The organism is Methylobacterium sp. WCS2018Hpa-22 (assembly GCF_031843785.1).
Classification (GTDB): Bacteria; Pseudomonadota; Alphaproteobacteria; order Rhizobiales; family Beijerinckiaceae; genus Methylobacterium.
In genome coordinates this window covers 117,612-137,720 of sequence record NZ_JAVTJA010000010.1, presented here as the reverse complement: position 1 = coordinate 137,720, position 20,109 = coordinate 117,612, and the positions used below count along the sequence as shown (strand labels likewise).

Sequence of the window (20,109 nt, the reverse complement as noted above, 5' to 3'; positions counted from 1 at the left end):
CCGTCTCTCGCCCACCACCTCATCCCGAGGCAACGAAGCGAAGCGGAGGCCTCGAAGGAGGGCTCCAGTTCGCGCAATGGGTTCTGGAAGCCTCCTTCGAGGCGGCTATCGCCGCGCCTTAGGATGAGGTCGTGGGTGGGATGATGACCTCATCCACGCCAGGCGCAATCCGTAGAACGGCCTTTCAGTACAGCGGCGGCACCTGGACGTTGGGAATCGGGAACGGACCCAGCATCAGGCGGCCGTCGGCGAGGCGCAGGGGCGGCATCGCCTTGAGGGCGGCATCTCCCGCCGCCGCTGGCGTGGCGGCCGTTTCGGCGTCCTGGCGGCGACTTCCGCCACCGAGCAGCTTGCCGACCAAGCCTCCGATCAGAGCCCCCTTCTCCGCCCCGAAACGCTGGCCCATGATCTGACCGACCAGGGCCTCCACCCCGGCGGCGCGGATATCGATCTGGCCGGCCGGACGGTGCTCGTCGTCGAGGGCGATCTTCCCCTGAGCCTGGAGACGGCGATCTCCCTTCGCCAGGGAAAGCAGGGCGATGTCGAGGCTGCCGCCGGCCTGGCGCCAGGTTTCGAGCTCACGCGCCACCTGCCCGGTCCGGAAGGTGGTGGCCCGATTCACCGTGGCGTCGAGCGCCGCGTCGACGGGGGCGGTATTGCCGAGGAGGGGATCGAGGACCGGCACGTTCGCCTGGGTCAGCCGCAGGCTGGTATCGACAGCCCCCTCGGTGGCGAAACGGGCAGGTGTCGGCCGGGCGTGGAATTCGAGGTGCTTGGCCGTCACGTCGATGGGCTGCGGCGCGGCATTTCTCACGCTGACTTTCGGTCCATCCACCGCCAGGGAGGCCCGCGTGAACCCATCCGAGGTACCGTGGAAACTCGCCTCAAGCGAGGTCCAGGTGGCGTCGGCGACGAGGCCGTCCTGTTCCACGTGGAACGGCCCGCTCGCCTGTAGGATGCCCTGGCGCGGCTGATAGACCTGCACCACCGCGGTCAACGGTCCGAGAGTGAAGCGGCTATCGGCCCGTGAGAAGGCGAGGGAGGCGCAGCGCAGTTCGATCCGGAAGGGATAGCCGCTGATCGAGCGATCGGCGCAGGTCCAGTTGCGCCCGGCCGAGGCCTCGCGGGCGATCCAGGCATCCATCTCGGAGCCGGCCTTGCCGCGAATCCAGAACCAGCCCGCGCTCCAGAGCAGGATCACGGCGAGGAGGAGGATGTAGGGCAGGAAAAGGCCGGTCCGCGATGGCCGTTTCCTGGCCGTCAAATCCGGTGCCTGCGCCATCGTCCGCTCGCCTCGATCTCGAAGCCCCGTCGCCGTCGACAGGGGGTCCTTCGTGACAGAGCTTTGGCGGGTCTCAACGCGGCGAAAGCATGGCCGCCCGCCGATTCAGGCCGCGACGCCCATCATCTGATCCAGGGGATGGTCCACCTCAAGATCGGCCACGATCTCGCAGCGCTCGGCCTCATCCTCGGCGAGGCGGTGAACATGCATCTCGTTCGCGCCGCCATGGCGCGCACGGGCGATCCAGTTGCGGGTGAGCCGTTCGCGCGGGCTCGACCCCGCCGCAGTCACGGCGATGAGTTCGCCGACCCCGGCGGAATCCCGGCGCACGGCCATCACCACCGCCTCGCCCATGTCGTCGAGTTCGCGCTCGACCAATTCGTGGATGCCGACGACGTAGCGGCGCCCGGACCGTCCGCGCCAGGCGCTCAGCACCAGGGCAGGAGTTCCACGCAGGCTGGCCGCCGTCCTGAGACGTACTTCGCGCATCGGTGGGATCTCCGGATCAGAGGATGGGCGTCGGTGAAAGCCGTGTTCCGCGCCTTGCGGCACGAGAACGGAGACAGCTTTCTCGTTCGCCCTTTGTTCCAGAATAATCTTAACAATTTCCACCCGTCAAGAGTCGCGCTTTCGCTCTCCGCAGGGTGCCTCCGACCGGCTTATCCACAGCCTGTGGATAGACTGAGCGCTCACGCGGTCCTGGATTGTTCTGCGACGGCACCGGTCTCGGGCACGGCATGACCGCGTGCCGCCAGATCCGCCCGGCCGGACGCCAGGAGGGCATCGGAGGCGGCTTCGATCCGAGTCTGCATCTCCTCCAGGAACGCCGTGCGGTCCAGCCCGGGAGCGATGGGGGGGAGGAACTCGATCACCGTGGTGCCGGGGCGGCGGGTCAGCTGGCGGCGCGGCCAGTAGAGACCGCTATTAAGGGCGACGGGCAGACAGGGCACGGCCAGGGCCGCGTACAGATGGGTGATGCCGAGCTTGTAGGCGGGGGGTGAACCCGGCGCCTTGCGGGTGCCCTCGGGGAAGATGATGAGCTGGCGTCCGTCGCGGATGGCGCGCGCCGCCGCCTCGTTCATGGCGGCCATGGCGCGTGTGCCCTTGGACCGGTCGATGGCGACCATGCCGGAGCGGGACAGGAACCAGCCGAAGAGCGGGATCCAGAGCAGCTCGCGCTTGAGGATATAGGCGAAGTCCGGGAAGGCGGTGACGAGGGCCAGGGTCTCGAGGGCGGATTGATGCTTGGACGCCACCAGCAGCGCGCCGGGTGGGCGGTGGTGCAGCCCCCTGAACTCCACGCGCACACCCCCGACCACGCGCAACAGCCACAGGCTCACATGGGCCCAGAACCGGGCGACGCGGATGCAGGCCCGCTCCGAGACGAGGGCCGGCAGGCCGCCGATCGCGATGAGGGCGGTGGCGAGATAGAAGACGATGTTGAAGGCGATGGAGCGGAGGATGTGCATCGGAAACCCGGAATGATGCTCTTCCTGTAGCGCGCGCAGTCCCGCCGCACCATCCGCCAGGCCCTAACTGCCCTATTCGCCCTCGGCCAGGGTTCCGCGCTGGCGTGTATCGGCGGCCCCGGCCACGAATCCCTTTCCCATCAACACCGAATTGGCCGAGCCCGAACTCGACCCCACCCGCACCGCGTGCCCCTTCGCCCGAAGCAGAGCGAGGGTGTCCGGCGAGAGCCCGTCTTCGGCGAACAGCACGTCCGGGCGCCATTGGTGATGGATGCGCGGAGCGGTGACCGCCTCGGCGAGGTTCATACGGAAATCGATGACGTTGACGATCACCTGCAGCACAGTGGAGATGATGCGGCTGCCGCCCGGGCTCCCAGTGACGAGGACGAGGCGTCCGTCCCTGAGCACCATGGCTGGCGTCATCGAGGAAAGCGGCCGGGCCCCGGGCGCCACGGCATTGGCCGGGCCACCCACGAGGCCGTAGGCGTTGACGCTCCCGGTCTTGGCCGAGAAATCGTCCATTTCGTTGTTGAGGAGGACGCCGGTTCCTTCCGCCACGAGCCCGAACCCGTAGGAGAAATTCAGGGTCGTGGTGGTGGAGACGGCGTTCCCGGCGCGGTCCACCACCGAGTAATGGGTAGTCTGGTCGGATTCGTAGGGCAGCGGGTCACCCGCCTTCACCGCGTCGGCCGGGCGGGCGCGAGCGGGGTCGATGGCGGCGCGCAGGGTCTCGGCATAGGCCTTGGCGGTGAGGCCCCGCACCGGCACCTCCGAACGAGACGGGTCGCCGAGCCAGGTGGCCCGGTCGGCATAGGCCGGCTTCATCGCCTCGGCGAGGGTGTGGAGGGCCTGGGCGCTGCCCGCGCCCATTGAGGCCAGGTCGAACCCTTCGAGGATGTTCAAGATCTCGATCAGATGGACGCCGCCCGAGCTCGGTGGCGGCATCGAGACGATCTCATAACCGCGATAGCTGCCCTTCACCGGCTGGCGGATCACGGGCCGATAGGCGGCAAGGTCGCCCGGCGTCATCACCCCGCCGACATCTCTCGCCGCCGCGGCGATCCGCTCCGCGATCGGGCCGGTATGGAACGCATCGGGCCCCTGTTCGGCGATGGCCGTGAGGGTCCCGGCGAGATCGGGCTGGACCAGGGTCTCGCCCCGCTGGAGCGGTCGGCCGTCTCGGAAGAACACGGCCCGGCTCGAAGGCCACCTTCCGAGGCGGTCGGCGGCGCGGGACAACGAATCGGCGAGCCCGCCCTCCACGGGAATTCCGTCCCTGGCCAGGGCACGGGCGGGAGCGACGAGATCGGCGAGGGTGAAGCGTCCCGACCCGTGGAGGCGGTGCGCCTCGGCCAATCCGCGCACGGAGCCCGGGACACCGACGGCCTTGCCGGTGCGGATGGATGCGCCGCGATCGGGCTGCCCGTCGGGCGCGAGGAACATGTCCGCCGTCGCCGCGGCGGGTGCCGTCTCACGAAAATCGATGGCCACGGTCTCGCCGGTGGCGGCGAGACGGACGAGCATGAACCCGCCGCCGCCGAGATTGCCCGCCTGCGGCAGTGTCACCGCGAGGGCGAAGCCCACCGCCACGGCGGCATCCACGGCGTTGCCCCCACCCTTCAGGATCGCGACACCGATCCGGGTCGCAAGGGCATCCTGCGAGGACACCATGCCGTGAGTCCCGAGGACGGGGAGGATGCGGGCATCGTCAGAAGGGATCGGGGGCAGTTCCGGGACCGCCTGCGCGAGGGCTGGTCCTGACAGGAGCGTGAGAAGCGCCAAGGCGAGGCTGAAGCGATGTCCGGTCATGCCCAATCCGTCATCCGAGGCTCTCCCACGGCATCCTGCGCCGATGCCCGTCACAGCCAACGCAACGGCAGCGGTGCCCGTTCAGGCCCCCACGGGCCGGTCGCGTATGGCGATCCAGCCATAGACCAGCCCGGCGGCCGCTCCGGCAAGGAAAAGCAGGGCCGTGACCCGTCCCTCAACGGCGAGGTTGTGGGCGGCGAGGGAGGCGGGCGCGCCCCGCATCAGCCACGGCACGAGGGCGGTGGCGAGCCCCGTGCCGATGGCATAGGCCGGAGCACTGCGCAGGTTCATCGCCTCGCCGATGAGCGCCATGGCGAGGGGCGGCAGCACCAGCAGGATGAACCCGGCGCGGGCGATACCGGCGGCCAGGAGGAGGAGTGCGTCGGGTCCGATCCCGGAGGCGAGGTCGGTCATCCCCTGCAGGAAGCCGAACAGGCCGAGCCGGGTCAGCGCCTCGCTGGAGACCGGATCGAACAGGATGGCGACGACGAGCACCAGGGCCCCGCAGGGAATGGCCAGACACAGGGCGAGAGACGCCCAGATCAGGCGGCCGACGAGCCGCATGGGACGCGCTCAGCCTTCGTCGTCATCGGCCCCGGCATAGACACCCTCGGCGCCGATCCCGTCTTCCAACATCATCCGGGCGCGGGCACGCAGCTTCTCGGTCTCGCTCTTGAGCTGGCCACAGGCAGCGAGGATGTCGCGGCCGCGCGGCGTCCGCACCGGCGACGCGTAGCCGGCTTCATAGACGATTTCGGAGAATTGCTCGATCCGCTCCCAGTCGGAGCATTCGTAGATGCTGCCGGGCCAGGGATTGAACGGGATCAGGTTGATCTTGGCCGGGATGCCCTTGAGCAGCCGCACCAACTCGCGCGCATCCGCATCGGAATCGTTGACGCCCTTGAGCATCACGTATTCGAAGGTGATGCGGCGGGCATTGTTGAGGCCGGGATAATTGCGACAGGCCGCAAGCAGTTCGGCCAGGGGATACTTCCGGTTCAGCGGCACCAGCGTGTCGCGCAGGTCGTCCCGCACCGCGTGGAGCGAGATCGCCAGCATGGCATGCGCCTCGACTCCGAGCCGCTGCATCTGCGGGACCACGCCGGAGGTCGAGACGGTGATACGCCGACGGGAAAGGCCGAGGCCTTCCTGGTCCGACATGACACCCACGGAATCGATGACGTTGTCGATGTTGTAGAGGGGCTCACCCATGCCCATGAAGACGATGTTGGTGACGGCGCGGCGGGTCTCGTCCTCGCCGGCAGCCACCGGGTTCTGGCCGACCCAGTCGTTCAACCGGTCGCGGGCCACGACCACCTGGGCGGTGATCTCGGCGGCGGTCAGGTTGCGCACCAGACGCTGCGTGCCGGTGTGACAGAAGCTGCAGGTGAGGGTGCAGCCGACCTGGGACGAGACGCAGAGCGTGCCACGACCCCGGCCGGGAATGTAGACGCACTCGATCTCGGCGCCGCGATTGTGGTCGTGCTTGCCGGTGGGCGCCATGCGTAGCAGCCACTTGCGGGTGCCGTCGCGGGAAATCTGCTCGGTGACGACCTCGGGCCGCTCCAACGTGTAGGCCCGCGCCAGATCGGCCTTGAGGCCCTTACCGACATTGGTCATCTGGTCGAAATCGGTGGCGCCGCGCGCGTTGAGCCAGTGCCAGAGCTGGCCCGAGCGCATGCGCTGCTCGCGCTCCGACACGCCGATGGCGGCAAGGCGACCCTTCAATTCCTCGCGGGTGAGGCCGATGAGGGACGAGCGGCCCGGCGGAACGGCGTCCGGCTGGAACTCGGGAAGCTTCTCGATTGCGGCCACGACGTTGACGTCGCGACCGGCGGTGTCGAACGACGCCGTCGCCATGGATCTCTAACCTTCGGACTTGGAACGAATCCGATATAGGCGATCCCGCACCGGAACGCGAATGCGTCCCGATGCGTGCACGGAATGGCGGGGCCTACTGCGCGGGTTTGGGCTCGGCCGGAGGCTTCGCTTCGGCGGGTGGGGTGGCTGTGCCCATGGGAAGCAGCACGTTCTTCACGACATTGCCCTCGGGGCCGTATTCGCCGGCGACCGCCAGGCAGGCCTGCTCCCGGTTCAGCTGCATCTGATTCGACATCAGCGCGAAGATCGTCTGGACCTTGTTGCCGAAAGGTCCACGCGGGCCGACATCGGCGGCGCTGACATTCTGCTTCTGGAGCAGAGCATCGAATTGTTCGACGCCGATCTGGTAGCCGCAGACATTCGCGGCGGCGAAGATATAGGCGGCGAATTCCAGGGCACGGGGCGGAGGCGCGTTGCGGATCTGGGCCTGTGCGAGGGTCGGTGCGAGCAGGCCGGCCGCAAGGCACAGGGTGAGAACGGGTTTCAGGCGCATGGACGGCGTTTCCTCGGAAGCATTCTTGAGGCGGCGCGGATTCTTACGTTCCGCTTATGCTGCCCATCCGAGATAGACCGCCGGGCCGTCCTGTCAAAGCGACCGTTTCACCGCGTCAACCGAGCGACCAATCGATGGGGGAAAGGCCTCGGCTCGCCAGCCAGGCATTGGCCTCGTCGAAGGGCCGCGTGCCCGGGAAATCCCGCAACCGGTTGAGCGGCGAGGGATGTCCGGTCTCGATGACCCCGCATCGTTCGCGGTCGATGAGGGCCGCCCGCGCGCGGGCCTGTGCGCCCCAGAGCAGGAAGATCGCGGGGGTCGGGCGGGCAGAGACCGCCGTCACGGCCTCATCGGTGAGGGCGGACCAGCCATAGCGCAGATGCGCGCCGGATTTGCCGGCCTCCACGGTGAGAGCGGAGTTCAGGAGCAGCACGCCCCTTCCGGCCCAGGGAGTGAGATCGCCGCTCGCCGGTGCGCCCGGCAGTTCGGCGAGGATCACCTTGAGAGAGGCCGGAAGCCGGCGGGGACCGACATAGGAAAAGGCGAGGCCGTTGGCATCGCCCGGCGTCGGATAGGGGTCCTGCCCGAGGATCACGGCCTTCACCGCTTCCAGCGGCGTCAGCGTGAGGGCGCGGAAGACGGAATCGGGGGCGGGCAGGACCGTCGCCCCCTCGGCGATGCGACGATCGACCCGCGCGCAGACGGCATCCGCCGCTCCACCGGAAAAGAACGGCAGCGTCAGCCAGGACGAGCCCGAGGCGCGGAACTCGTGGAGGGCCAGGCTCAGCGGGCCGGGCATCGTCACCGAATCACGATCCGGCCGTCCTCGGGAACGGAGAGGGGAGCATGCCGGGCGATATAGGCCATGACTTCGTTGGCCACGAGCTTGCCGTCCGTGGCGCCGATCAGGGTGCGCCCATCCGCGAGGAGGCCGTAGCCGTTGCCGCCATCGTAGAGGAAGTTGTTGGAAGCCACCGTATAGGTCCGCGTCTCGTCGAGGGGCTGTCCGTCCACGAGGATGGACTGAATCCGGTGTCCCGCATTCGCCCCCGGATCCACCGTGACGACGAGACCCGAGACCTGCGGGAAACGACCCGCCGGGCGGCCGAGATCGGCAAGGGCCAATTCCAGCAGGGTCCGCACCTGGGCGCCCGTCAGCGAGACCAGAACCGTGGTGTTGCCGAAGGGAAGCTCGGTGAGGATGTCGCGCCGGGTCAGCACGGTACCGGCCGGATAGAGCCGGTTGCCGCGAATGCCGCCGCCATTGGTGAGGGCGATCTCCGCCCCCGTCGCCGCCCGGAGCGCATCGCCGACGAGGTTGCCGAAGCTGCCTTCGCGGAGGCGCACGGTCGAGATGCGGCTATCGAGGGGCGTGCTGATCGTCCCCACCGGCACATCGAGCTCTTTCGCCAGCCGGGCCTCGAGCCGCTGTGTCAGGGCGAGGGTCTCGGGATCGGGGGTGATGTCGGCGGTGTCGTGGATGCGGAAGGTCGGGTGCCAGGACAGAGTCCGGGCCTTGCCCGCCCCCTTCACCGTCACGGCGACGTCGATGGCGGTGACGTAGCGCGCGTCGAAGCTCGATTCCGCCAGCAGGCTGCGCCCGTCATACTGCACGACGAGGTCGTGGTCGTGGCCCGAGAGCAGGATGTCGACGATCCGTGCCGCCACGATGGCCTCGTCGGTGATCCGCGCCGTATGGCAGATGCCCACGATGAGCTCGGCCCCTTCGTCGCGAAGGGCCTGGGCCGCCGCGCGCAACGTCTCGATCTCGGGACCGAAGACGAGATCGCCGGATTGCGATTTCTCCGGCGTGCTGGCGAGGGCGATGCCGACGATGCCGACCCGGATCCCGCCGAGCGTCACGATCATCCGGTCGCGGATCCCCTTGAGCGGCTTGCCGTTCGCACCGCGCAGATTGGCCGCGAAGACCGGAAAGGCCGCCTCGCCCATGCGCTGGGCGAAGGTCGTGGGGCCGAAATCGAATTCGTGGTTGCCCGGAACGAAGACATCCGGCGGCGCGATGTTCAGGAGTTCGACGATATGCGCGCCGCGGTCGAACCCCGACATCAGCGAGGGGGACAGGGTGTCGCCGGCATGGGCGTAGAGCATCGGCACGCCGCGCGCCCGCTCGGCCTTCACCACAGCGTTGAGGCGGGCGAAACCGCCACGGCCCTCGACCTCGGACATCAGGTAGATGTCGTTGACGAGGAGGAGCGTGAAGGTCGGTTCGATCGCCCCGGCACGGGCGGGCGCGGCCAAGCCTGCCGCGAGCCCCGCCCCGAGACCGAGGTTCAGGGTCTGACGACGGGTAGGACGAGGCATCGCGACAGGTCTCCGAGGGGCCGGGCGGCGGAGTTTCCACCCGAAATCCAGTGTGGACGCGATCGATGAAGCCGATGCAACAACGGGGCACCGGTTCCGGCATCAGGCCGGAACGCCGAACTCAGCGAGAGGCGAAACCGTCGCGCACCGCTTTGGCGTTGCGGCGGATCATTGGCCAGATCCAGGCGCCTGACACCAGATAGGCGGCGGCCGGCATCGGCTTCAGATCGACGGCCAGGCGCTGGGCGAGGCCGGGATTGGCGAGTTCGCCCACCGGGGCGTCGGTCTTCACGTAGACGACCGTCGTGTCCTCGCGCCAATATTCGGGATGGGGGACGAGGCCGGCCCGACGGGCGAGAAGGTCGAAGGTCTCCCGGACGTAGCCGTGGACATGGGCGAAGTGGAAACGCTCGTGCGGCGGCTTGCCGGTGGCGGCCATGTTCGGCACGGCGGCATAGAGCACCCCGTCGGGCTTCAGCCAGCGCGACAGGCGCTCCATCACCACGGCCGGATCGCGCAGGTGCTCGAGCACGTGATGCGTCGAGATCACGTCGAAATGCCCGGGCGGAAAACGCTCGTCGCTGGCATCGTCGAGAACCTCGACCTTGTGGTGCTGGCGGGCATAGGCGGCGTAGTCCCGGCCGGGCTCGATGCCGACCGCCTCGCAGCCCCTGGCGCGGACGGCGGCCAGGAACTCGCCCGAACCCGAACCGAAATCGAGCACCCGGGCACCGGGCTTCAGCTTCGGCGCCAGCAGGTCGGCGCGGAAGGTCGCTTCGCGGGCCGAGCGGTTGAGGTGGTGGCGCGGCGGCCCGCCGGCGAAGGCGAGCTGGTAATCCGCCCGGTAGGCATGGGCGTAGTAATGCGCCAATTCGTCCGGCGTCGGCATCGGGTCGGTGCGAATCAGCCCGCATTGCGCGCAGGCGATGGATTTCAGGGTCTTCAGCCGCCGGTCGGTCTCCGCCACCGTCACGGTCTCGCCCGATCCGCACAGATTGCAGACCGTCGGCGCCCCCTTATAGGGGTAGCCGGTGAACGGCATGAAGTGGTTGAAGAAGTACCGGGGAGACGGCATGTCGCGCCTTCATTGACGAGATGGTCGCTGGCAGGTCTCGTGCTCTAGATAGATATGCCGTCTGGTACAACTGTGCCGGAATGGCGTCATTCAGATAACCGCGCCTCACGTCGGCGCTTCGGAAACCCGATGAACGAACGCGTCGAACCGACGTCCCTCAAGGACCTCAAGCCGTTGCAGACCAGCTCCTCCGCGACCGCCAGCCTGCCCTCCGACCATCCGCCCGTGCGCTGGGGCCGGGTCGGCGTGCTTCTGATGAATCTCGGCACGCCGGAGGGCACGAGCTACTGGCCCATGCGCCGCTATCTCAAGGAGTTCCTGTCCGACCGGCGCGTCATCGAGGTGCCGCGCCTGATCTGGTGGCCCATCCTGAACCTCATCATCCTCACGAAGCGTCCCGGCCCGAAGGGGCGCGATTATGCCAGCGTGTGGAACAACGAGCGCAACGAGGGTCCGCTCAAGACCATCACCCGCGGACAGTCCGAGCGGCTGCAGGCGGCGATGGGCGATTCCGTCGTGGTCGACTGGGCGATGCGCTACGGCAAGCCGGAAGTGTCCCTGCGCATCCAGGCGCTCCTCGACCAGGGCTGCGACCGCATCCTGCTGGTACCGCTCTACCCGCAATATGCCGCCGCCACCTCGGCCACCGCCTGCGACCAGGCCTTCAAGGCGCTGATGCAGATGCGCTGGCAGCCGACCGTCCGGGTCTCGGCGCCGTATCACGACGACCCAGTCTATATCGAAGCCATGGCCACCTCGATCCGCGAGGGATTGGCCAAGCTCGATTTCGAGCCGGAGGTGATCCTCACCTCGTTCCACGGGGTGCCGAAATCCTACCTTCTCAAGGGTGATCCCTACCATTGCCAATGCGTGAAGACCGGGCGGCTGATCCGCGAGGCCCTGGGCTTCTCGACGGAACGGATGCGCACGACCTTCCAGTCGCGCTTCGGCAACGAGGAATGGCTCAAGCCCTATACCGACGAGACCGTGCAGACCCTCGCCAAATCCGGTGTGAAGCGCATGGCCATCGTGGCGCCGGGCTTCACCGCCGACTGCCTCGAGACCCTAGAGGAGCTCGACGGTGAGAACCGCCATTATTTCGAGGACAATGGCGGCGAGCGCTTCGCCTATATCCCCTGTCTCAACGACAGCGACCTCGGGATGAAGGTGATCGAGAACGTGGTCCGCCGCGAATTGCAGGGCTGGATCTGAGACGCCGACACCGCCCGCATGGGAGGTCGGCGGACTTCCCGCTCCGTGGGTGGTCGCCAAGTCCGGATGCTGTTGATAAAGGACGCGGCATCAGGCGGCGGGTGAACCATGACGAGACCGGAGGCAGTCGATCCGATCGACACCGTGCGAGCGGATGAGGGAACGCGGCTCCTCGCGCATTTCTCGCACGGAGGCTACGGCGCGGTGACGCCCGCCGTGCTCCAGCCGGTGGAGCCGTTCCTCGAACTCTCCGGCGAGGATATCCGCCGGCGGATCTTCGTGACGCAGGACGCGTCGGGCGCGGAACTGTGCCTGCGGCCGGAATTCACCATTCCGGTCTGCCGCCAGCATCTGGCGCGGGGCGTCGGGACGACCGCCGATTACAGCTATCTCGGACCGGTCTTCCGGCTCGGCTCCGGCGAGGCGGAGGAGTTCCTCCAGGCGGGCATCGAATCCATCGGCCGCACCGACATCCCGGCGGCGGATGCGGAGGTGCTCGGCCTCGCCCTCGAAGGCCTCGACCTGCTCGGAGCCGGTGAGGTCTCGGTAAGGCTCGGCGACATGGGCGTCATCGACGCGCTGCTCGATGGGCTCAACGTGCCGCCGGCCGCCAAGCGGCGGACGTTGCGAGCACTCGCGGCGGGCCGTTCCCTGGACGACGTCACCACCGTGGCGAGTGTGGAAGACCCGCATGCCGGGTTGCTGGCGGCGATCCAGGGCCAGGATCCGAAGGGCGTGCGCGCATTCGTCGAGGACGTTCTGTCCATCGCCGGCATTTCACGCGTGGGCGGACGCAGCGCCGGCGAGATCGCGGAACGCTTCCTCGCCAAGGCCTCGGCCCGAGCCAATGGCGGCGCCGGGCTCAACACTGAGAACCGCGCCATCGTCGAGCGCTACCGCGCCATCTCGGGCGATCCGGATCAGGCCGCCAACTCCATGCGCGAGCTCGCCGCCTCGGCGGGCGTCACCTACGCGCCGCTGGAAGCCGCCCTCTCCTTGTTCGAGGAACGGACCGGCTTCATGGCCGCGCGCGGTCTCGACGTGGAGCGGTTCCGGTTTTCGGGCAGCTTCGCCCGCAACCTCGATTACTATACCGGCTTCATCTTCGAGGTGACGCGAGGGCAAGGCGCCGCCCCCCTTGTCGGCGGCGGCCGCTACGACGGACTGCTCCAGCATCTGGGCAGTCCCACGCCGATCCCGGCGGTGGGCTGCGCCGTTTGGCTGTCCCGTGTCCTCACGTCGGAAGGATCGTCCCGTGGCTGAGACCGTTCCGACTCCCCAGGCTTCGCTAAGTCCGGGCGAGGGCCCCCTCGTCCTCGCCGTGCCCTCGAAAGGGCGCCTGCAGGAGAACGCTTCCGCCTTCTTCGCCCGGGCGGGGCTGAAACTCGCCCAAGGGGCGGGGGCGCGCGACTATCGCGGCAAGCTCGTCGGCGTACCGGATGTGGAGGTGCGCTACCTCTCGGCTTCCGAGATCGCCAACCAGCTCGCCAGCGGCAGCGCCCATCTCGGCGTCACCGGCGAGGATCTGATCCGCGAGAGCCTTCCCGATGCGCGGGGCCAGGTCGAGTTGCTGACGCCGCTCGGCTTCGGTCAGGCCACCGTCGTCGTCGCGGTGCCGCAGGCCTGGATCGACGTCCGCGCCATGACCGATCTCGATGAGGTCGCGGCCGAACTCCGCATCCGCCACGGGCGCCGCCTGCGCATCGCCACGAAATACGTGAACCTGACCCGGCGCTTCTTCGCCGAGCACGGGGTCGCCGATTACCGCATCGTCGAGAGCCTCGGTGCCACGGAAGGCGCGCCTGCTTCGGGCTCAGCGGAAATCATCGTCGACATCACCACCACGGGGGCGACGCTCGCCGCGAACGCTCTGAAGATCCTCGACGACGGCATCATCCTGCGTTCGGAGGCCAATCTCGTCGCCTCGCTGACGGCTCCCTGGGGCCAGAGCCAGAAGAAGGCGTTGCGCACCGTGCTCGGCCGGATCGCGGCGGAGGAGCGCGCGCGCCTTACCCGCGAGATCCGGGCGGCGATGCCGGCCGACGGCGATCTCGATCTCGCCGGGATCAGCGCCCTTCACGATGCCCAGCTGCCCTACGGCATGCCGGAGAACCGAAGCGCCGAGATCGTACTCCACTGCCCGGTGGACGCCACGTTCGACCTCGTGGACGATCTCGTGAAATCCGGAGCGAGCGCGGTCAGCGTCAGGCGGATCGACTACGCCTTCGGCCCGGACAACCCGCTGATCGACCGCCTACTCACGCGACTGGGCTGAACCCTCCGGGTTCTGCCTCCTACAGCGGCCCCTGCTTGGCGAATTCCGAGAAGACGCCGCGTAGGGTCTTCAGGCGCGCCTCGTAGGCCTTGGTCAGGCAGGCGACGTCCGCTGCGCAGCTGCGCCGTTCCTGCAGCCAGGCCTCCTGGTCGTCGCGCAGCTTGGCGTTTCCGCCCATGGGCAGGAGCCCGCGCAGGATCTCGAACCGGACCGCCATCTCCACGTCGAGATCGTTGAGGGGAAGATGGCCGCAGATCGCCTTTTCGTCGGGCGTCTCCGCCTTCTCGCACGGAAAGCTCGCGGCCTCGGCACCGGATGCGGCCAGCATCATGACCGCGGCAAGGCCCCATGCTCTGTAACGAGGATGCGATGCGATCATGATCAGAATCCCGGCTTGACAATGACGAGGATGACGATGGCCACCATGAGAAGCGTCGGGACCTCGTTGACCATCCGGTAGAAGCGGTGGGTCCGCGCGTTCCGGTCTGCGGCGAAATCCTTGACCATCCGCGAGAACCAGCCGTGGCAGCCGCTCATGGCGAGGACCAGGGCGAACTTCGCCTGCATCCAACCCGACGCGTAGAACCCGCTCTGCCAGACGAGGAACAGGCCGAGCAGCCAGGTGACGATCATGGCCGGGTTCATGATCGCCTTCATCAGGCGCCGTTCCATGACCTTGAACGTCTCGGACTGGGCCGAGGAGGCCGGCCCCTCGGGCAGGGACGCGTGGTAGACGAAGAGGCGCGGCAGGTAGAGCAGCCCCGCCATCCAGGAGATGACGGCGATGACGTGGATCGCCTTGATCCAGGGATAGAGCGTGTCGGCCATGGTCAGGCCGTCAGCGCCGCAATCTGGCGAGCATCCGCTCCACATGGGCGATCGGCGTCTGCGGGGTGATGCCGTGGCCGAGGTTGAAGATGTGCGGCAGTCCCTCCGTCGCCTCAAGCACCCCGTCCACGGCCGCGTCGAGGGCCTCACCGCCCTCGATCAGCGTTTCGGGGTGGATGTTGCCCTGGGTCACGGTTCGCGGCGTGACGGCACCGCGCAGGGCCTTCAGATCGACGCTCCAATCGACGCCGACGGCGTCCGCACCGGTCTCGCCCATCACGCGGGCATGGCCTTCCAGGCCCGAGCCCCGGGCGAAGACGATGATCTTCGCGCCCGGCACGCGGGCCCTGACTCCGTCGACGATGCGGGCGATGGGGGCGAAGCTCCAATGTTCGAGGGCGTCCGCCGTCGCCCCGGGAGCCCGGGGCAGCGAACCCGCATGGGATTCGAAGATCTGGACCGCATCGGCGCCGGCTTCGAGCTGGCGCGACAGGTACTCGATCTGCACCGAGACCAGGCGGTCGATGAGCGCTTCCACCAGGGCGGTCTCGGTTTCGGCGAGCGCGCGGGCGGGAGCGAGGTCGGGCGTGCCGCGTCCGCCGATCATGTAGCTCGCCACCGTCCAGGGACCGCCGCAGAACCCGAGAAGCGTCGTCTCGGCCGGCAACTCGGAGCGCAGGCGCCGGACGGTCTCGAAGACCGGTTCCAGATGCTGGAAGATGCTCGGATCATCGGCCTGTTTCAGGCGGGCGAATTCGTCCCGGCCATGGACCGGATCGAGACGCGGGCCTTCCCCTTCGACGAAGCGGACATTCTGCCCGAGGGCGTCCGGCACGACGAGGATGTCGGAGAACAGGATCGCCGCGTCGAAGCCGAACCGCCGGATCGGCTGCAAGGTCACCTCGGTAGCGAAGTCTGGATTGTAGCAGAGGTCGAGGAAGGAGCCTGCCCTGGCCCGGACCTCGCGATATTCCGGCAGGTAGCGCCCGGCCTGCCGCATCATCCAGGCGGGAGGGATCCGGGACGGTTTGCCGTCGAGAACCTGAAGCAGCGCACGATCGGTGCCGTCACGTCGAGTCATGCGCGTATCCGCCCGGTCCATCTTGATGGGGGAGACCCTCCCCCTTGGAACAGAGCTATGACGTCCCTGCCCCTTCTCGGGAAGATCTTTTGCCGAGGGACGTTGTTTTACCGCAGGACGTCGCCGCTTCTCCCATGCCCACTTCCGAAAGCCCTGCTCCCTGCGAGAGCCTCCGGGGGTGGCCGAAAATCCCTGTCCCCGTCCCGTCTATCTAATAAGAAAAGAGAGATTCCAGGACTCTGTTTTTTCTTTTAGACGGGGGATGACGGGACCGCGAACTTGTCCACACCCCATCCCCGCTGCACCGCCGTTAACGGGGCTTTAACGGGTTCGCGCTAACTTTCGAGAACGGGAAGTCTAATCAGCGACTTGCGCGCCGTGATGGGTCTCCCGTGCCCGAACCCTCCCTGAATCTCCCAAACCGGGATCGGGACGAGGGTCGTTGGTCTGCATGTTGACGTGAGAGTCGACAACGCGGGGGAAGGTTCCGCCCCCGGCCCGGACAGGGGTGCTTTATCCCCACCTGTCGACTCCGGCCTTCAGGTGTGGTGGATAACCCGGAGATCCCTCGAGCCCGTCCGCCGGCCTGGGATGGGAATTTCCGATGAGTCGCAGCTACTTCCATCTCCATCTCGTGTCGGATTCCACCGGTGAGACCCTCATCAATGTGGGTCGCGCCGCCGCCGCCCAGTATGAAGGCGTCTCGGCCATCGAGCATGTCTATCCGCTGGTGCGATCCTCGGCCCAGCTCGAACGGGTGATCTCCGAGATCGAGGCGGCGCCGGGCCTCGTTCTCTACACGCTCGTCGGGCACGACCTGACCGAGCGTCTGGAAGCGGCCTGTCGCGAGACCGGCTCGCCCTGCCTATCCGTGCTCCAGCCGGTCCACGCCCTGCTCCAATCCTATCTCGGCGCGGAGACGACGGCTCGGCCGGGGGCGCAGCACATGCTGAACGCCGAATATTTCAAGCGCATCGACGCGATGAACTTCACCCTCGCGCATGACGACGGCAACCTGCCCTTCGACATCGACGAGTCCGACGTGATCCTCGTGGGCGTCAGCCGCACCTCGAAGACCCCGACGGCGATCTATCTGGCCAATCGTGGGCTGAAAACCGCGAATTTCCCGCTCGTGCCCGGCATGCCGGTGCCGCCCAATCTCGAGAACGCCCGCAAGCCCCTCGTGGTTGGCCTTCTCGCGTCTCCTGAGCGGATCGTGCAGATTCGTCAGAACCGTCTGCTGAGCCTGAAGGCGGACGACACCTCTCTCTATGTCGATCGCGACGCCGTCGCCGACGAGATCGCCGCCTGCCGCAAACTCTGCAGCCGACATCGCTGGCCGACCATCGACGTCACGAGGCGGTCCATCGAGGAGACCGCCGCCGCGATCCTCGATCTCCACCGCGAGCACCGGCTCAAGTTCATCGTGGCGTGAAACGCGAAGCGAGCTCCGTCATGACCCATCTCTGGCTTCCCGAACGTCCATTGGTTCTTGCCTCCGGCTCGCCGACGCGCAGGCATCTCCTGGAAGCGGCCGGACTCGACGTGGAGGTTGTGATCCCGAATGTCGACGAGCGAGGCATCGAGGCCGATTCAGGCCCCCTCGCCCCCGCCGATCTCGCTCGCCGGCTGGCCCTGGCCAAGGCACGGGCGGTCGCGGAAAAGGCCCGCGACAGGATCGTCCTGGCCGCGGATCAGGTTCTCGCCTGCGACGGGGAGGTGTTCCACAAATCCGCCTCCCTCGACGCGGCGAAACATCAGCTGAGCCGGCTATCCAACAGGATGCACTCCCTGCATTCCGCTGCCGCCCTGATCGTACCGGGGCGCGAGCCGGACGTGTTTCACGACGAGGCCCGTGTGACCATGCGGGACCTGAGCGCGGCCGCCATCGACACCTATCTGGCGATTGCCGGCCATGACCGCGTCACCGGCACGGTGGGGGGATACCAGCTGGAAGGCCTCGGCATCCATCTGTTCGCGGAAATCGAAGGCGCCCATGCCACGATCCTCGGCCTGCCGCTGACCGGATTGCTTGACCGGTTGCGCTGCCATGGCTGCCTTGCCTTCTGATCCCGAACGCCCCGCGAGACCCATTCATGATCAAAGCCTTCGTCGTCGGTCATCCGATCGCCCATTCCCGGTCGCCGATGATCCACGGACACTGGCTCTCGACCCTCGGGCTCGATGGGTCCTACGAGCGGATCGACGTGGCGCCGGAGGATTTTGGGACCTTCCTGCGCGGCCTGAAGGCTGCCGGGTTCGCCGGCGGAAACGTGACTTTGCCACATAAGGAAGCCGCCTTCGCCGGGGCCGAGGTGCTGACGGCGTCCGCCCGGCGGATCGGCGCGGTCAACACGCTCTCCTTCGACGGGCAGGGACGTCTCGTCGGCGACAACACCGACGCCGTCGGCTTCACCGCCCATCTCGACGAGACCCTCGGGGCGGACCGGCTCGGCGCCGATGGGGGAGATGTCGTGATCCTCGGAGCGGGAGGGGCGGCACGGGCCGTCGTTGCGGGCCTCCTCGACCGGCCGGCGAGCCGCATCCTCGTGGCCAACCGCACGCGCTCGCGGGCCGAGGCCATCGTGGAACTGGACCCGTCCCGCGTGGAGGCCATCGACTGGGACGGGCTCGACGATGCCCTCCGCCGCGCGCGGCTTCTCGTCAACACCACCTCACTCGGCATGACCGGCAAGCCGCCTCTCGACATCGCTCTCGACCGTTTGCCGGCTGAATGTGCCGTCGCCGATATCGTCTATTCGCCCTTGGAGACGCCGCTCCTCGCAGCGGCATCTGCGCGAGGGCATCGCGTGGTCGACGGGCTCGGCATGCTGCTGCATCAGGCAGTGCCGGGTTTCGAGCGCTGGTTCGGGACCCGTCCCGTAGTGACGCCGGAGCTGCGTGCCCTGATCGTCGCCGATCTGGTCGCGAAGCGATGACCCGGCCGTTCATTCTCGGCCTCACCGGCTCCATCGGCATGGGGAAATCGACCACGGCCGCCATGTTCGCCCGGCGCGGCATCCCGCTCCACGACGCGGATGCGGCGGTGCGGCGCCTCTACGCCGCGAGTGGAGCCGGCGCCCGTCTCATTACCGACCTGTTCCCCGACGCCATCGCGGAGGATGGCTCCGTCGACCGCGCGCGCCTGCGGGACCATGTGCTCGGCCGGCCGGATTCTCTCGCCCGGCTGGAAGCCGCGATCCATCCCCTCGTCCGCGCGGAGGAGCAGCGCTTCCTCGACGAGCACGCCGACGCCTCCCTGGTGATCCTCGACATCCCCCTCCTGTTCGAGACCGGCGGAGAGGCGAGATGCGATGCGGTTCTGGTGGTGACGGCGGATCCCGATGTTCAGCGGCAGCGTGTGCTGGCGCGCCCGGGCATGTCTGAGGCGGCTTTTGCCGCGATCCTCGCCAAGCAGATGCCCGATGCCGATAAGCGCGCCCGTGCCGACTTCCTCATCGATACCGGGCTTGGCCTTGCTGGCGCCGAAAATCAGGTCGACGCTCTCATCGAACGGCTCGTCGGCGCAGGCCAAGCCTGACCGACCGCTTCGTTTCTCCTCGAATGGACCGCACCATGCTCCGTGAGATCGTCCTCGACACCGAAACCACCGGTACGGATGCCAAGAACGGGGACCGGCTGATCGAGATCGGCTGCGTCGAGCTCATCAACCACATCCAGACGGGGGTGACCTTCCACCGTTACGTCAACCCGACTCGGCCGGTCTCGCAGGGCGCGTTCGGCGTCCACGGTCTGTCCGACGCGTTTCTGGCGGACAAACCCGTCTTCTCGGCGATCGTGGACGATTTCGTCGCCTTCTGCGGCGATTCCCCCCTCGTGATCCACAACGCGCCCTTCGATGTGGGCTTCCTCAACATGGAGTTCGCCCGGCTCGGCGAAGGCGGACCGCCGCAGATCGACCTGGGGGCGGTGGTCGACACGCTGCAGATGGCGCGGCGCAAGCATACCGGCGCTTCCAACAGCCTCGACGCGCTTTGCGTCCGCTATGGGATCGATACGACGCGGCGCACCAAACACGGTGCGCTTCTCGACGCTCAGATCCTGGCCGAGGTCTATATCGAGCTGCTGGGCGGCAAGCAGACAAGCCTTGGCCTGGCGATGGTCGAGGCCGCCGAACCGATCCAGATCGTTGCCTCCGGCGACGGTCCCGTCGCCACAGGGCCACGCCGATTGCGCAACCGCTTGAACCCCTTGGACGTTAGCCAGCATGCTGCGTTCGTCTCGTCTCTCAGTGCAAGCCCGATCTGGCGCGACTATGTCAGCGAGAGCGAAGGCGAGTAAATATTGCCTAGGTGCAATGCAATAAAACACATATTGCATTGCAACAGAACCAGCTTACATCTTTGCACAACGAGTCGGCG

The 20,109-nt window shown here is 67.6% G+C and carries 21 protein-coding genes; 8 read left to right on the top strand and 13 right to left on the bottom strand.

The features are described from left to right. Window positions 1-184: 184 nt before the first annotated feature. From RQI43_RS15010 to RQI43_RS14965, 10 genes are all read right to left on the bottom strand, one after another. Entirely contained in the window at window positions 185-1,282 is a 1,098-nt protein-coding gene (locus tag RQI43_RS15010) for a DUF2125 domain-containing protein (RefSeq protein ID WP_311275653.1), read from the bottom strand. A 105-nt stretch (window positions 1,283-1,387) separates the two neighbouring features. Continuing rightward, the gene (locus RQI43_RS15005; RefSeq protein ID WP_056422994.1) at window positions 1,388-1,771 is read right to left on the bottom strand and encodes a hypothetical protein; all 384 of its coding nucleotides are present in this window, start codon (window positions 1,769-1,771) and stop codon (window positions 1,388-1,390) included. Window positions 1,772-1,971: 200 nt separating this feature from the next. Then, on the bottom strand, window positions 1,972-2,751 hold the full coding sequence (locus RQI43_RS15000; RefSeq protein ID WP_311275652.1) for a lysophospholipid acyltransferase family protein: 780 nt from the start codon (window positions 2,749-2,751) through the stop codon (window positions 1,972-1,974). Window positions 2,752-2,823: 72 nt separating this feature from the next. Beyond that, complete coding sequence (ggt, locus tag RQI43_RS14995; protein ID WP_311275651.1) at window positions 2,824-4,560, bottom strand: gamma-glutamyltransferase; 1,737 nt, start codon at window positions 4,558-4,560, stop codon at window positions 2,824-2,826. An 81-nt stretch (window positions 4,561-4,641) separates the two neighbouring features. Beyond that, the gene (locus RQI43_RS14990; RefSeq protein ID WP_311275650.1) at window positions 4,642-5,124 is read right to left on the bottom strand and encodes a hypothetical protein; all 483 of its coding nucleotides are present in this window, start codon (window positions 5,122-5,124) and stop codon (window positions 4,642-4,644) included. A 9-nt stretch (window positions 5,125-5,133) separates the two neighbouring features. Continuing rightward, window positions 5,134-6,420 carry a 23S rRNA (adenine(2503)-C(2))-methyltransferase RlmN gene (rlmN, locus tag RQI43_RS14985; protein WP_207411152.1) on the bottom strand — a complete coding sequence of 429 codons (1,287 nt, stop codon included), beginning with the start codon at window positions 6,418-6,420 and terminating at the stop codon, window positions 5,134-5,136. Between the two features lie 94 nt (window positions 6,421-6,514). Next, window positions 6,515-6,934 carry a hypothetical protein gene (locus RQI43_RS14980; protein ID WP_056422980.1) on the bottom strand — a complete coding sequence of 140 codons (420 nt, stop codon included), beginning with the start codon at window positions 6,932-6,934 and terminating at the stop codon, window positions 6,515-6,517. Window positions 6,935-7,049: 115 nt separating this feature from the next. After that, on the bottom strand, window positions 7,050-7,733 hold the full coding sequence (locus RQI43_RS14975; RefSeq protein WP_311275712.1) for a uracil-DNA glycosylase: 684 nt from the start codon (window positions 7,731-7,733) through the stop codon (window positions 7,050-7,052). Between the two features lie 2 nt (window positions 7,734-7,735). Further along, window positions 7,736-9,256 (bottom strand): bifunctional UDP-sugar hydrolase/5'-nucleotidase, encoded by a 1,521-nt coding sequence (locus tag RQI43_RS14970; protein ID WP_311275649.1) that lies wholly within the window; start codon window positions 9,254-9,256, stop codon window positions 7,736-7,738. 121 nt (window positions 9,257-9,377) lie between these two features. Continuing rightward, on the bottom strand, window positions 9,378-10,331 hold the full coding sequence (locus tag RQI43_RS14965; RefSeq protein WP_056422972.1) for a bifunctional 2-polyprenyl-6-hydroxyphenol methylase/3-demethylubiquinol 3-O-methyltransferase UbiG: 954 nt from the start codon (window positions 10,329-10,331) through the stop codon (window positions 9,378-9,380). A gap of 129 nt (window positions 10,332-10,460) precedes the next feature. Here RQI43_RS14965 and hemH point away from each other — a divergent pair, with 129 nt between their 5' ends. The 3 genes from hemH (at window position 10,461) to hisG (ending at window position 13,818) form a co-directional block, all read left to right on the top strand. Then, complete coding sequence (gene hemH, locus RQI43_RS14960; RefSeq protein ID WP_311275648.1) at window positions 10,461-11,543, top strand: ferrochelatase; 1,083 nt, start codon at window positions 10,461-10,463, stop codon at window positions 11,541-11,543. Between the two features lie 108 nt (window positions 11,544-11,651). Beyond that, window positions 11,652-12,806 carry an ATP phosphoribosyltransferase regulatory subunit gene (locus RQI43_RS14955; RefSeq protein WP_311275647.1) on the top strand — a complete coding sequence of 385 codons (1,155 nt, stop codon included), beginning with the start codon at window positions 11,652-11,654 and terminating at the stop codon, window positions 12,804-12,806. Continuing rightward, window positions 12,799-13,818 carry an ATP phosphoribosyltransferase gene (hisG, locus tag RQI43_RS14950; protein WP_311275646.1) on the top strand — a complete coding sequence of 340 codons (1,020 nt, stop codon included), beginning with the start codon at window positions 12,799-12,801 and terminating at the stop codon, window positions 13,816-13,818. The genes RQI43_RS14955 and hisG overlap by 8 nt, the downstream gene beginning before the upstream one ends. Before the next feature lie 19 nt (window positions 13,819-13,837). On the opposite strand, the gene RQI43_RS14945 is transcribed toward hisG, so the two are convergent. Genes RQI43_RS14945 through hemE form a run of 3 tightly spaced genes read right to left on the bottom strand, consistent with a single transcriptional unit; the run spans window position 13,838 to window position 15,727 of the window. After that, on the bottom strand, window positions 13,838-14,197 hold the full coding sequence (locus RQI43_RS14945; RefSeq protein WP_311275645.1) for a lysozyme inhibitor LprI family protein: 360 nt from the start codon (window positions 14,195-14,197) through the stop codon (window positions 13,838-13,840). A gap of 2 nt (window positions 14,198-14,199) precedes the next feature. Next, entirely contained in the window at window positions 14,200-14,646 is a 447-nt protein-coding gene (hemJ, locus tag RQI43_RS14940; protein WP_207411146.1) for a protoporphyrinogen oxidase HemJ, read from the bottom strand. 10 nt (window positions 14,647-14,656) lie between these two features. After that, window positions 14,657-15,727, bottom strand: coding sequence for a uroporphyrinogen decarboxylase (gene hemE, locus RQI43_RS14935; RefSeq protein WP_311275644.1), 1,071 nt, complete (start codon window positions 15,725-15,727; stop codon window positions 14,657-14,659). 604 nt (window positions 15,728-16,331) lie between these two features. Here hemE and RQI43_RS14930 point away from each other — a divergent pair. From RQI43_RS14930 to dnaQ, 5 genes are read left to right on the top strand one after another with little or no spacing between them, the layout of a single operon-like run. Further along, complete coding sequence (locus tag RQI43_RS14930) at window positions 16,332-17,162, top strand: pyruvate, water dikinase regulatory protein (RefSeq protein ID WP_056422951.1); 831 nt, start codon at window positions 16,332-16,334, stop codon at window positions 17,160-17,162. 20 nt (window positions 17,163-17,182) lie between these two features. Beyond that, a complete protein-coding gene (locus tag RQI43_RS14925; RefSeq protein WP_311275643.1) occupies window positions 17,183-17,797 on the top strand; it encodes a nucleoside triphosphate pyrophosphatase in 615 nt (204 codons plus the stop codon). 26 nt (window positions 17,798-17,823) lie between these two features. Continuing rightward, entirely contained in the window at window positions 17,824-18,666 is an 843-nt protein-coding gene (locus RQI43_RS14920; RefSeq protein ID WP_311275642.1) for a shikimate dehydrogenase, read from the top strand. Further along, window positions 18,663-19,268: a dephospho-CoA kinase gene (gene coaE, locus RQI43_RS14915; protein WP_311275641.1), complete on the top strand. Its 606-nt coding sequence runs from the start codon at window positions 18,663-18,665 to the stop codon at window positions 19,266-19,268. Before RQI43_RS14920 ends, coaE begins: the two co-directional genes overlap by 4 nt. 35 nt (window positions 19,269-19,303) lie before the next feature. Further along, window positions 19,304-20,029: a DNA polymerase III subunit epsilon gene (gene dnaQ / locus RQI43_RS14910; RefSeq protein ID WP_056423355.1), complete on the top strand. Its 726-nt coding sequence runs from the start codon at window positions 19,304-19,306 to the stop codon at window positions 20,027-20,029. The last annotated feature ends 80 nt before the right edge of the window (window positions 20,030-20,109 follow it).